Origin of the sequence: Escherichia sp. WS3227_2, from assembly GCF_046486495.1 — a bacterium.
GTDB lineage: Bacteria > Pseudomonadota > Gammaproteobacteria > Enterobacterales > Enterobacteriaceae > Escherichia > Escherichia coli.
Map to the genome: position 1 here is coordinate 228,279 of NZ_JBJQLG010000009.1, position 12,220 is coordinate 240,498.

The 12,220-nt window shown below is 46.2% G+C and carries 17 protein-coding genes and 1 pseudogene; 3 read left to right on the forward strand and 15 right to left on the reverse strand.

Annotated elements, in window-relative coordinates; all coding sequences use genetic code 11:
* Positions 1-78 precede the first annotated feature (78 nt).
* Positions 79-669, reverse strand: a complete 591-nt coding sequence (locus ACJHXB_RS15045) for a metal-dependent hydrolase (RefSeq protein WP_001469175.1) — start codon at positions 667-669, stop codon at positions 79-81.
* A 162-nt stretch (positions 670-831) separates the two neighbouring features.
* Positions 832-1,500 carry a hexitol phosphatase HxpB gene (gene hxpB / locus ACJHXB_RS15050; protein ID WP_000106834.1) on the reverse strand — a complete coding sequence of 223 codons (669 nt, stop codon included), beginning with the start codon at positions 1,498-1,500 and terminating at the stop codon, positions 832-834.
* 146 nt (positions 1,501-1,646) lie between these two features.
* On the opposite strand from hxpB, the gene ACJHXB_RS15055 reads away from it, so the two are divergent.
* Positions 1,647-2,183, forward strand: a complete 537-nt coding sequence (locus ACJHXB_RS15055) for a YniB family protein (RefSeq protein ID WP_000222172.1) — start codon at positions 1,647-1,649, stop codon at positions 2,181-2,183.
* A 40-nt stretch (positions 2,184-2,223) separates the two neighbouring features.
* Here the strand turns inward: ACJHXB_RS15055 and ACJHXB_RS15060 are convergent, their stop codons facing one another.
* From ACJHXB_RS15060 to pfkB, 3 genes are all read right to left on the reverse strand, one after another.
* Entirely contained in the window at positions 2,224-3,084 is an 861-nt protein-coding gene (locus tag ACJHXB_RS15060) for a fructosamine kinase family protein (protein ID WP_000267679.1), read from the reverse strand.
* Between the two features lie 105 nt (positions 3,085-3,189).
* Positions 3,190-3,480 (reverse strand): type V toxin-antitoxin system endoribonuclease antitoxin GhoS, encoded by a 291-nt coding sequence (gene ghoS / locus ACJHXB_RS15065; protein WP_000146166.1) that lies wholly within the window; start codon positions 3,478-3,480, stop codon positions 3,190-3,192.
* Between the two features lie 100 nt (positions 3,481-3,580).
* Positions 3,581-4,510, reverse strand: coding sequence for a 6-phosphofructokinase II (pfkB, locus tag ACJHXB_RS15070; protein WP_000251737.1), 930 nt, complete (start codon positions 4,508-4,510; stop codon positions 3,581-3,583).
* 286 nt (positions 4,511-4,796) lie between these two features.
* Here pfkB and ACJHXB_RS15075 point away from each other — a divergent pair, with 286 nt between their 5' ends.
* Complete coding sequence (locus ACJHXB_RS15075) at positions 4,797-5,555, forward strand: YdiY family protein (RefSeq protein ID WP_000771396.1); 759 nt, start codon at positions 4,797-4,799, stop codon at positions 5,553-5,555.
* Between the two features lie 52 nt (positions 5,556-5,607).
* On the opposite strand, the gene yniD is transcribed toward ACJHXB_RS15075, so the two are convergent.
* Both yniD and espL1 read right to left on the reverse strand, forming a co-directional pair.
* Positions 5,608-5,715, reverse strand: coding sequence for a small membrane protein YniD (yniD, locus tag ACJHXB_RS15080; RefSeq protein ID WP_001142445.1), 108 nt, complete (start codon positions 5,713-5,715; stop codon positions 5,608-5,610).
* A gap of 162 nt (positions 5,716-5,877) precedes the next feature.
* Complete coding sequence (espL1, locus tag ACJHXB_RS15085; protein WP_000081124.1) at positions 5,878-7,776, reverse strand: type III secretion system effector EspL1; 1,899 nt, start codon at positions 7,774-7,776, stop codon at positions 5,878-5,880.
* A gap of 674 nt (positions 7,777-8,450) precedes the next feature.
* On the opposite strand from espL1, the gene ACJHXB_RS15090 reads away from it, so the two are divergent.
* Entirely contained in the window at positions 8,451-9,659 is a 1,209-nt protein-coding gene (locus ACJHXB_RS15090) for a tyrosine-type recombinase/integrase (RefSeq protein ID WP_001196928.1), read from the forward strand.
* Here the strand turns inward: ACJHXB_RS15090 and ACJHXB_RS15095 are convergent.
* From ACJHXB_RS15095 to ACJHXB_RS15130, 8 genes and pseudogenes are all read right to left on the reverse strand, one after another.
* Positions 9,617-9,847, reverse strand: a complete 231-nt coding sequence (locus tag ACJHXB_RS15095; RefSeq protein ID WP_001354056.1) for a hypothetical protein — start codon at positions 9,845-9,847, stop codon at positions 9,617-9,619. The genes ACJHXB_RS15090 and ACJHXB_RS15095 overlap by 43 nt on opposite strands.
* Before the next feature lie 90 nt (positions 9,848-9,937).
* The gene (locus ACJHXB_RS15100; protein WP_000488401.1) at positions 9,938-10,216 is read right to left on the reverse strand and encodes a DUF4222 domain-containing protein; all 279 of its coding nucleotides are present in this window, start codon (positions 10,214-10,216) and stop codon (positions 9,938-9,940) included.
* 47 nt (positions 10,217-10,263) lie between these two features.
* Entirely contained in the window at positions 10,264-10,482 is a 219-nt protein-coding gene (locus tag ACJHXB_RS15105) for a TraR/DksA family transcriptional regulator (RefSeq protein ID WP_000763364.1), read from the reverse strand.
* 98 nt (positions 10,483-10,580) lie between these two features.
* On the reverse strand, positions 10,581-10,796 hold the full coding sequence (locus ACJHXB_RS15110; protein ID WP_000188859.1) for a hypothetical protein: 216 nt from the start codon (positions 10,794-10,796) through the stop codon (positions 10,581-10,583).
* A 76-nt stretch (positions 10,797-10,872) separates the two neighbouring features.
* Positions 10,873-11,064, reverse strand: a complete 192-nt coding sequence (locus ACJHXB_RS15115) for a DUF1382 family protein (RefSeq protein ID WP_000548537.1) — start codon at positions 11,062-11,064, stop codon at positions 10,873-10,875.
* Positions 11,037-11,219 carry a DUF1317 domain-containing protein gene (locus ACJHXB_RS15120; RefSeq protein ID WP_000149544.1) on the reverse strand — a complete coding sequence of 61 codons (183 nt, stop codon included), beginning with the start codon at positions 11,217-11,219 and terminating at the stop codon, positions 11,037-11,039. Before ACJHXB_RS15120 ends, ACJHXB_RS15115 begins: the two co-directional genes overlap by 28 nt.
* Complete coding sequence (locus tag ACJHXB_RS15125) at positions 11,216-11,896, reverse strand: lambda exonuclease family protein (RefSeq protein WP_000611716.1); 681 nt, start codon at positions 11,894-11,896, stop codon at positions 11,216-11,218. Before ACJHXB_RS15125 ends, ACJHXB_RS15120 begins: the two co-directional genes overlap by 4 nt.
* Positions 11,893-12,220, reverse strand: a pseudogene (locus ACJHXB_RS15130) (phage recombination protein Bet); the annotation flags it as partial. The pseudogene ACJHXB_RS15130 and the gene ACJHXB_RS15125, both read right to left, overlap by 4 nt.

Below are 12,220 nucleotides of genomic sequence, written 5' to 3' on the forward strand. Positions count from 1 at the left end.
CGCAAGATTAACAGAACTGTGAGCTGGCTCTTATATTCAAATGGAATTGCTTATTCCAGAAAGGTGATTTTTGCCTTTTTAGTATTCAACCTGATGCTTAATAAGCCGATGAAACTGGATCTGCAAGGTATTGATCATTTGCGATGACCAACGGACAGCGCTGTTTTCGGGTAATGAATGGGGCATCCATACCGACCAGACAAATAATGCCATGCAGATAAAACGTTCCAGTTGGTTGCCCTTTTGGGGAACCAGGATAGGCAAGCGGAAACGCCAGCGGCATGGCCAGAGCAGGGGAACACCGGCGGGTGTCAGCATATCGGCAAGTATGTGGCTCAAATAACCCAGCACCATGCCCTGCAATGCATCAGCCGGAATGAACCAGCTTTCAGGAACCTTAAGGTAAAAGGTTGCCAGCAGCGAAAATACCGCCAGCAGACTGTGGGTAAAACCACGATGCCCAAAAGCGCGGGCGATCGGTTTTGATATCCACTTTAATCGCTGCCCAAGAAACGACTTTGGGTGATCGATGTCCGGTAACAAACACGTCAGGATTGCGGAAGGGACAATATGCCACCAGTCACCCTGTGCCAGCACGGGCGTCAGCTCGGCATTTTTGGCAAATACCGCACAAGCAATAGAAAATAGAAGGTGACCTTCCGCCGTCATGATAAAACTCACTAAACTGTCGATACGTACAGTATAGGATTTTTATACAGTGCGCGGAAGTGGTGACGGTGTAACTCTTTTTCTTAAATTGACGATTAATCCGCCAGTTGAATGCAAATTCAGATAAAGAACCAGGGGCAGCGTGATCACTGCCCCTGGTTATTAACCGAGAAGGTCTTTTGCGGTGAGTTCTGTCAGCGATGAGAGTTTGACGTTTGCTAATACAAAACGTGGATCATTTTGCGCTTCTGGCGCAGGAACGACGATGGAACGCATGCGGGCTGCTTTAGAGGCGATCATGCCATTTACCGAATCTTCCAGCGCTACGCAGGTCAGTGGGTCAACGCCCAGTTTTGCTGCGCAGTCGAGATATACTTGCGGATGCGGCTTGCTGTAAGGTAATTTTTCAGCCGAGGCGAGGGCATCGAAACTGTCGCGTAAGTCAAACATGGTCAACACTTTTTCCAGCATATGTAGTGGTGACGCGGAGGCCAGTCCCACCAATAAACCTTGTTCTTTGCATAACGCAACGGCTTCACGCACGCCTGGCAATAATGGGCGTGTCTCTTCAACCAGTGAAATGGCACGAGCAATAACCCGTTCTACTACTTCCTGACGGCTTGGCCCATTCCAGGGTTGCCGGGCGTACCAAAGATCGACCACCATATCGATGCGTAAACCTAAGGTGTCCGGCAGCTCGTTACGACGGGAGATATCCACCCCCAGGCTTGCCATCACATCCAGTTCGGCTCGATCCCATAAAGGTTCTGAGTCGATAAGTAATCCATCCATATCAAAAATTGCAGCAAGAATCTGACGCGGGGTTGACATTACAACCTCTCCTTTAGAGCATTATGTGTAAGGTATTAAGCCGTGCTTATGATTAAGCGCCTATCATATCGCCTTTAAAGAATGGGCGAAAACAGATATCTACAGGTAAACTAAGTGAAACGACGCGTCTTAATCAAGGAGAACTCATGACGTATCAACAAGCTGGACGCATTGCTGTTTTGAAAAGGATTTTGGGTTGGGTGATTTTTATACCTGCATTGATCTCTACATTGATTTCTTTGCTGAAATTTATGAATACCCGGCAGGAAAACCAGGAAGGCATTAATGCGGTCATGCTCGACTTTACTCATGTCATGATCGATATGATGCAGGCGAATACGCCTTTTTTGAATCTGTTCTGGTATAACTCCCCGACGCCCAATTTTAATGGTGGCGTGAACGTTATGTTCTGGGTGATTTTCATCCTGATTTTTGTCGGGCTGGCGTTGCAGGATTCCGGTGCCCGGATGAGTCGCCAGGCGCGCTTCTTGCGGGAAGGTGTTGAAGATCAACTCATTCTGGAAAAAGCCAAAGGGGAAGAGGGGCTAACGCGTGAACAAATTGAGTCACGTATTGTTGTGCCGCACCATACTATTTTCCTGCAGTTTTTCTCGCTGTATATCCTGCCGGTTATTTGTATTGCTGCAGGTTATGTGTTCTTTTCTCTGCTGGGGTTTATTTAATCAAAAGGCCGCACGGAGCGGCCATTATCCTCACCCCATATTATGCTGCTAATAATCTATCCAGTGACTGCTGAGCAATAACCAAATGCTGACCGCCAAATAACCTTGCACGATTTAACAGCGTGTAGAGTTGGTAAACCGGTTGACGTTCAAGGAAATCGGCAGGTAGCGGGGATACTGACTGATAGCCGTCATAGATTTGTGGCGGCTGTTCAGTATGCAGCGGTAACATCGCCAGGTCGCACTCTCGGTCACCCCAGTAGCAGGCCGGGTCGAAAATGTACGGGCCATCCGGACCCAGCGCACAGTTGCCGGACCATAAATCGCCGTGCAACAGAGAAGGCTGCGGTTGATGCGAGGCCAGACGCTGCTGAATATGCTCGACGATGGCATCGATATTGCCGAAAGCGATCCCTTTTTCTGCCGCCAGTTCCAGCTGCCAGCCAATCCGTTGTTCAGCAAAAAAAGTTGACCAGCGACGTTGCCAGGTGTTGGGCTGGGGAGTTGTGGAGAGCGCGTTATCGAAATCGAGGCCAAATTGCGGTTGGTCGCTCCATTGATGTAAACGCGCAATTTGCTGACCAAGAATAAATGCGCTATGCGCATCCAGCGGGCGAGGTGGGAGATAATCCATCACCAGAAAACTATAGTCACGGTCAGCGCCAACTGCCCAAACCTTAGGCACGGTGACGGTTTTACTACGCGACAGTAACTCCAGTTGGTCGGCTTCGGCGGTAAAACCGGGAAGCAGTTCCCTTTCATCACATTTGACGAAAAAGTCACGTCCTGCATAGCGCAACTGCCATGCGGCATGGACTTCTCCGCCAGGCAGTTCATTACGCAGTTCGATTTCGCCTTCACCTAACTGCTCGCTCAAAAGACGACTGATTGCCTGCCACATGATGTCTCTCCCATGTTGTCTGCCAGATCATAAGGTTAGCGCAAGAATGCGGTGTAAAAACACGAGCTAACGCACACCACAGACTGATTATTGCCCAAAAACCATTTATTTTCTGTTGCTATTCCATTCCTCCCAGGTCGTGATGGTGATTTCAGGATCTTTGCCGGTTGCACTTTGGGTAAGCCCCGAAACCAGTTCTCTAATTTCTTCTTCACTTTGGGTACTGATAAGTCCAAAAGTGTTAGTCCCCAGCTCATGGATATTTCCATCATCATCCGTCATGGTGAGCAAAAAACCGTCGCGAGTCAGGTAATTATTCAACTCGTTAATTTCAGTCAATGTATCCTCGCGCAACATGACGGTTATGACATAACGGACAAGATCGCCACTGGCCATAGTTCACCCCTTTGTTATCACATGACTTTTGAGCATAGTCGGAGAAACGCGTTGCCGACAGGTTGGTGGTGATTCCCCCAATGCAGGGGGAATGTTTCAGTTAGCGGGAAAGGTAAGCGTAAATTTTTTGTGTATCGTCATGGGAGCACAGGCGTGTTCCCTGATTGAGTGTGGCTGCACTCCCCGCAGCTACGCCAAAACGGACCATCTCTTCAAGAGAGGCATTTTCTGCCAGTTTCAGTGTCATCGCGCCGACCATGCTGTCACCAGCGCCAACGGTGCTCTGGCTTTTCACCGGTGGTGGCACAACCTGAATGCAGTTTTCACTATCAACGCCCAGCGCCCCTTGTGGACCCAGGGAAACGACAACTCGTTTGGCCTTGCCGCTATTAACGATTTCCTGCGCGGCTTTGCGGACATCGTCTGGCTGGGTGAGTTCGCGATTCACCAGCGCACTGAGTTCTTTTTGGTTAGGCTTAACCAACTCGATGTTACCAATCGCCAGTGCTGCACTTAACGCTTCGCCAGAACTGTCGACGATGCAGCGAATCCCTTGGTTTTGCGCAGCGGAAATCAGTTGGGTTAATTTTTCCAGCTTCACACCTGGCGGCAGGCTTCCGCTTATGACCAGGATGGCCCCGGATTCAATTTCCAGAACTTGCTCTTCAAGCTGGCGAAACTCATCTTCATTTAATGCCGCGCCTGGCATAACAAAACGATACTGCTCACCGCTTGCTTCCACATGTACGTGTAAATTCTGCCGGGTCCAGTCTTTGGCCTCTACAGTAGCGACGGGGACATTTTCATCCGCCAACAGTGAAACCAGGTGTTCGCCGGTCGCGCCACCCGCCGGGAAGATCGCTGTGGCACTGCCTCCAAGATGGGCAATGGCGCGGGCGACGTTGATGCCGCCGCCCCCGGGTTCGAACACCGGTGCGGTACAGCGCAGTTTTCCTTCGGGATAAATTTGCGGGGTAATTGTTGCGCTATCGAGAGAGGGCGCAAGTGTCAACGTATAGATACGTACCATCATTTCCTCCTATAGGCTGATTTCAGTCTGGCACCGAATCAGCGGAAAGTGAAGAAATTAACAATATGATTTATTAGAGCTTTATTTAAAATTTTGCAGATAAATATATATAAATAAAAATCTGTTTTCGCCACATGCTTATTCAAAAAATGAAATAAGAATACATTGCTAAGTTATTCGCGCCTTTTTATAATTCGTTACCTTTCCAGGGACGCTAATCTTTGATCCTTAAGAAAGTTTCCGGGACCGCGAAGGTCTCTTTTTTTGTTGTACGGACTCTTGATAAATGAAGCTTTTGAAGACAGTTCCTGCCATCGTTATGTTGGCGGGGGGCATGTTTGCGTCATTGAATGCAGCTGCCGATGATTCCGTTTTTACTGTCATGGACGATCCTGCCAGCGCTAAAAAACCTTTCGAAGGTAATCTGAACGCAGGATATCTTGCACAATCAGGCAATACGAAAAGCTCCTCACTTACGGCTGACACCACCATGACCTGGTATGGACAAACCACTGCCTGGTCGCTGTGGGGGAACGCCAGTAATACTTCTTCTAATGATGAGCGTTCTTCAGAAAAATATGCGGCGGGCGGGCGTAGCCGTTTTAATTTAACTGATTATGACTATTTATTTGGTCAGGCAAGCTGGCTGACAGACCGTTATAACGGCTATCGAGAGCGCGATGTGTTGACCGCGGGTTATGGTCGTCAGTTTTTGAATGGCCCGGTACACAGTTTCCGCTTTGAATTCGGCCCAGGTGTGCGTTACGACAAATATACCGACAATGCCAGTGAAACCCAGCCGCTGGGTTATGCCTCCGGGGCTTATGCATGGCAGTTGACTGACAACGCTAAATTTACGCAGGGTGTTTCCGTCTTTGGCGCGGAAGACACAACGCTGAACTCTGAAAGCGCATTAAATGTTGCTATTAATGAACATTTTGGACTGAAGGTGGCTTACAACGTCACATGGAACTCTGAACCTCCAGAGTCTGCACCGGAACATACCGATCGTCGGACAACCTTATCGCTGGGCTACAGCATGTAACATCATCTGCCGGACCGTAGTATGCGGTCTGGCTATTTTCGTTTGTCACTGCTCAGCCCCAAATCATTGCTGCCCAACGTAGCAACAACATAGCGCCACAGATTGCCAGTAGCACCACCACCATCTTCCAGTGTTTTTTATCAAAGCGTTTAGTCGGCATACCAGTGTCCTGCATATCTCTTGTGCGTGATAACGGAGTGTAACAAAAGGGACAGGCAACAAGGGATTTTTTGCAATTACAGCCGTCGGGTGGCGTTGTGCACCCGGTCACTGTTATTGAGTTTAAAGTATATGTATCAACATATACATCGTAAATATTTAGTTATAAATACGCCTGTAGTTCATCTGAACTAAAGCTCAGGCTTTGGCTGATTACATTTATAGCTGCATAATATGTTTCTACTGTTTTATAATGATTATGATGAATGGCTATATGAACAGCTGATATGTTGTCATGATTTTTAGCGGCCAACAGTGTGAATAACTGATGTTGCCTAAAAGAATATTTTTTTGCAAAAGTATCCAGCGTTGATATATAAGATAACACGACGTCTTTATTACCCTTGCTCATGGCGATGTATAAAGCAGGGGTTCCATGTGCTGTTGCGCCTTTTAATAAATCCATGATGTTAATTTTGCTGAGGTTATATTTAACAGCGATTCCATAAACTTTAGAGAGGAACCGTGTGACACACAAAGGGTGATTATTTTCCATTGCGGCATATAATCCTGGCTCACCATCACGTGTTTTCATTGCTAAAATATCCATCACCATTTTTTTGCTTAAAAGCTCTTGTGTTATTGGAGTGGTTAATGCATTCAGAAAGATATCGATTATTTCATCGAATCCATACAACATGGAGATATAGAGTCCAGGTGTTTCGTTAGCACTTTTAGTTTGCAGTAATTTAACCAGATTATCTTCATGAATGATATGATTATCTACCAGTGACTGAATTTCTTGCATAAATATTTTTACGTTGTCAGTATGTCCGTTCATCATAGCCAGAAATAAAGCAGGTGTACCAACACTATTCTGCGCAGTTATTATTTCAATGATTTCTTTTTCAGGGAGTATGGGTAACTGTTTGAATAATGTAATAAGCTGTTGAGTCTGGCCTGTGGCCATTATTAACAACATTGCCGATGGATGTATAGGAGCAAATGGCATTCGTGTCGCGATACCCGTGAAAATAGCCCCTGGAGCTCCCTCAGGTAATAGGGGCAGAATAGCAATTGCACAGTTGCGAACATACCTATCAGCCCAGGTCTGAGCATCGGGACCTGAACTGATGAACTTATCGAGCGAGAGAAAGCCCCGTGCTGTCCTGTGGGTGCCTCTGACGGCAACGTTGGTATCGTTCGGGTCGTAAACGGACACAACATAATTTAATTGCCCATACGCTGACTGCTTTATTCGTAGCCTTACTGACAAAGTATGATTGTCTATATATAAAATCGCGGACATATGACTGACATTGTTTGCCATCATTCGACAGAAGAAAATATCTAAAGCGAAGCCAAAATCCTTACTCGCGATAACGCGACTCCCTGCAGGAGGATGGCGAAGTAATGATCTGAACTCCGCGTCCCGGACTAAGGGGACATGCTGCTGTATGGATTCAACGGAGGAGTAATGTTTAATCAGATTGACTTTGCCTTTTCCATTTCTCAGTGAATCAAGGGCGTATTGCAATGACAGATGGCGACAAAAAATAGCGTCAGAAGGAGATTGCAAAAAAAATGCACTACCATTGAGATTTACTGTTGGTTGTATAGTTTTTTCTCTATGGATTTTTTTAGACAGTTTCATACAATGGTTACGATTTTCGGCAGTTAACTGTTCCTGTTCAATATAATCCAGTATGCTTCGCAAATGGTTAGCTTTAATAGGCGTGGTTTCCAGTAATAAGGAAATGATTTCTTTTTTATAGTGTAATGTAATGAGTATATTTTCTGCATGGATGGGTGAAGTGGCAAAGTTAATGGTAAAAAGGGCAGTGGAATAACAATTTTGTGATATTTTTCGACAGTTTGCGGTAAATTCCTGAGTAACACAGTATGACAGCATCGAACTTAAGTCAGAGGTATCAAGTAGGGTGATGAGTTGGCACGCAAATTGATTAATAGGCTCTGATGAAGGCGTTGGTATGTCGCTATCGATGTGCATTCTATGAGGAGACTTATAATGAGTTCTGATAATAATGTCGTTTTGACTCATAATCTATTCGCCTTATATATGTCTGGAGGTTTTGAGGATGATAATTAATTATTATCGCCAGAATGAAATGTGCACGAAAAATTGCTATAAGAATTGTGTCACTTTTATCATTGTGATATGACCAGTTCGTCATTAATCTCATGATCGTTTAAATACTACCGCCAAATCATGCAACGAACTTTGCTGGATTCAGTTTATGCTGCTGTAAATCCGCTCGCAGTAAACCTTTCAGACGCTCCGTGATGTTATCAGTTGTTCTTTAAGCGTTTTGCTGGTGTACTCACTACAAACGAATTGCGAATCGAATCAATGTGAAACGGAAAGGTACAATCTCCCTTTTTTTAGTGTTAACATCGCTCAACCGGGTGGAAGGTGAGAGGTTAATGTCTTTCATTTGTGTACCTGATTGCGAACCAATTTAGCATTTGTTGGCTAGATGGTTTCGCAATGAACTGTTAATAAACAAATTTTTCTTTGTATGTGATCTTTCGTGTAAGTAACATCAGAGATTTCATTGCATTCACTCTTGTTTCTGCCTGTTTCATACATCCCGCGCCACACCTTGATTTTCTGGATTTATCTGTTTCAAATTAGTTCATCTCAATCGTTCTCGTGTCGTAAAATTTGTGTACCAAATTGTGTACCAATTTTGACGATGACGAACAGGTATTAGGATGGCACTCAACGATACAAAGCTGCGACGTATATCCGGAAAAGCATATGAGGGACCTGAGGAGATAGCTGACGGAGGCGGACTTTCTGTCAGGATCAGCCCGAAGGGACTTATCACCTTTCAATACCGCTATCGTTTCAATGGAAAACCCGCCAGGTTAAAGCTCGGAACGTACGGGAAGATGTCGCTTAAGGAAGCTCGCGATGCATTGGAAGAGTGTAAAGGGTGGTTGGAGAAGGGTAAAGACCCAGCCATGCAAAGGAAGAAAGCCAAAGATATTGCATCAAGTTCCCCAAGCATCAGTACCCTAGTTGACGAGTGGTTTGATACTCCTTCAGTAAAAGAGATGGTGAAGTACGAATACTGGAAGCGGATGCTGAAACTTCACATCACCGACAATTACGGTAAGCTGATTGCAGATGAAATGAGTCCTGTAGAGTGGGAGCAAATATTCATTCGCATAACAAAAGGTGGGTCACCCGTACAGGCGGGAAATGTACTGGTGAAGATGAAGCAAGTGATCCGCTATGCGTTACGCAGAAAACGCATAACATCAAATGCACTGATGCTTCTTGAGATTAATGATATCGGCAGTAGACCTAATAATGGCGAACGTTTTCTTAACGATGTTGAGATAGGCGCATTCTGGAATGCCATCGACAAAACGAAAATGTCGTGGCAAAACAAAATGTTTATTCGAATTGTTGCGTTAACTGGTTGTCGTGGTGTTGAATTGCGGTTGGCTAAGAAGACTGATTTTGATCTGAAGTCTAGAGAATGGACTATACCGAAAGAGAACTCAAAAACGCGTAAGCGATTTGTTCGCGGTATTTCAAAACTCGCAGCAGATTATTTGCAGCAGGTATTTGATCTATACCCTGATCTGTCAATCGTATTTCCTCCGGCTAAGTTACAGGAAAATCGCCCAATGTCTGCCAGCACCCTAATTTCTATTGCAGAACAGGTAGAAGATGTTATGGGGGGCGAGCACTGGTCATTGCACGATCTGCGCAGAACGTGCAAAACAAAAATGGCTGAACTTGGAGTAGCACCTCATGTTTCGGAGAAAATTCTCGGGCATAAGCTCACGGGGATGCTGGCTGTTTATGACCAGTATGACTACATCCCCGAGCAGCAGGACGCAGCAGAATTATGGGCTAAGAAAATTCAAGAGTGTTCGGAAATCAATCCTTTATCTTTGCAAAACTGAATAACTTCCTTGTAGCGAAAGAGGGCGCCGCCTTTCGGTGGGTGGATTTCTTCCACTTCCCGAGGGAATGGTGTCCCTGATTGCTCCCACTGTTTACGCTTCCGGTAAAAAGTAGTTCTGGAGATACCACCAAGCATCTCCTGAACACGCTCGCGGTTTATTAGAATCGGCTGAATATTGATTGTCATTTGTATGGTTTCTCCATAAAGAAATAAACCGTTCAGTGGCGGTTATTGTCGGTTGCGGTAGATCTGGCGATCTTGAGAAACTGTCAGGCCTCATCGAGTGTGAGGCTGTATGATTCCATGGTTACCTCTGCTTTTTGAACGCATGTCACGTAACTTCTTAATGTGTTCTGCCGTTTCGATCTCTTCTGCTATCCGATCTGCATCAGCTTTATTCACAGGTTCAAAGTCATGATTAAAGCGGAACATGCTGGCGATACATGTTCTGCCTTTTCGGATGTAGTGAACTTTGTTGTGGGTAGAACGCAGGATTTTGCAGGGAGCGCCGTGGTGGTCGACGTACCAGGTGTTAGGAAAAATGATTCTGAACATTTTTACACCTCAGTTGGACGATGTTGAAATTTGCTGCTTTGAGGCCATCACAGTCCCCATTGTTTGTTCTTAAGTTCGATCTCCTCCTGGCAACTTGCACAAGTCCGACAACCCTGAACGGCCAGGCGTCTTCGTTCATCTATCGGATCGCCACACTCACAACAATGAGTGGCAGATATAGCCTGGTGGTTCAGGCGGCGCATTTTTATTGCTGTGTTGCGCTGTAATTCTTCAATTTCTGATGCTGAATCAATGATGTCTGCCATCTTTCATTAATCCCTGAATTGTTGGTTAATACGCTTGAGGGTGAATGCGAATAATAAAAAAGGAGCCTGTAGCTCCCTGATGATTTTGCTTTTCATGTTCATCGTTCCTTAAAGACGCCGTTCAACATGCCGATCGCCAGGCTTAAATGAGTCGGTGTGAATCCCATCAGCGTTACCGTTTCGCGGTGCTTCTTTAGTACGCTACGGCAAATGTCATCGACGTTTTTATCCGGAAAATGCTGTCTGGCTTTTTTGATTTCAGAATTAGCCTGACGGGCAATGCTGCGAAGGGCGTTTTCTTGCTGAGGTGTCATTGAACAAGCCCCATGTCGGCAAGCATAAGCACACAGAATATGAAGCCCGCTGCCAGAAAAATGCATTCAGTGGTTGTCATACCTGGTCTCTCTCATCTGCTTCTGCTTTCGCCACCATCATTTCCAGCTTTTGTGAAAGGGATGTGGCTAACGTATGAAATTCTTCGTCTGTTTCTACTGGTATTGGCACAAACCTGACTCCAATTTGAGCAAGGCTATGTGCCATCTCAATACTCGTTCTTAACTCAACAGGAGATGCTTTGTGCATACCGCCTCCCGTTTATTATTTATCTTCTCAGCCAGCCGCTGTGCTTTCAGTGGATTTCTGATAACAGAAAGGCCGGGAAATACCCAGCCTCGCTTTGTAACGGAGTAGACGAAAGTGATCGCGCCTACCCGGATATTATCGTGAGGATGCGTCATCGCCATTGCTCCCCAAATACAAAACCAATTTCAGCCAGTGCCTCGTCCATTTTTTCGATGAACTCCGGCACCATCTCGTCAAAACTCGCCATGTACTTTTCATTCCGCTCAATCACGACATAATGCAGGCCTTCACGCTTCATGCGCGGGTCATAGTTGGCAAAGTACCAGGCATCTTTTCGCGTCACCCACATGCTGTACTGCACCTGGGCCATGTAAGCCGATTTTATTGCCTCGAAACCACCGAGCCGGAATTTCATGAAATCCCGGGAGGTAAACGGGCATTTCAGTTCAAGGCCGTTGCCGTCACTGCATAAACCATCGGGAGAGCAGGCGGTGCGCATACTTTCGTCGCGATAGATGATCGGGGATTCAGTAATATTCACGCCGGAAGTGAATTCAAACAGGGTTCTGGCGTCGTTCTCGTACTGTTTTCCCCAGGCCAGCGCCTTAGCATTAACTTCCGGAGCCACACCGGTGCAAACCTCAGCCAGCAGGGTGTGGAAGTAGGACATTTTCATGTCAGGCCACTTCTTTCCTGAGCGGGGCTTTGCTATCACGTTGTGAACTTCTGAAGCGGTGATGACGCCGAGCCGTAATTTGTGCCATGCATCATCCCCCTGTTCGACAGCTCTCACGTCGATCCCGGTACGCTGCAGGATAATGTCCGGTATCATGCTGCCACCTTCTGCTCAGTGGCTTTCTGTTTCAGGAATCCAAGAGCTTTCACTGCTTCGGCCTGTGTCAGTTCTGACGAGGCGCGAATGTCGCGGCGAAATATCTGGGAACAGAGCGGCAATAAGTCGTCATCCCATGTTTTATCCAGGGCGATCAGCAGAGTGTTAATCTCCTGCATGGTTTCATCGTTAACCGGAGTGATGTCGCGTTCCGGCTGACGTTCTGCAGTGTATGCAGTATTTTCGACAATGCGCTCGGCTTCATCCTTGTCATAGATACCAGCAAATCCGAAGGCCAGACGGGCACACTGAATCATGGCTTTA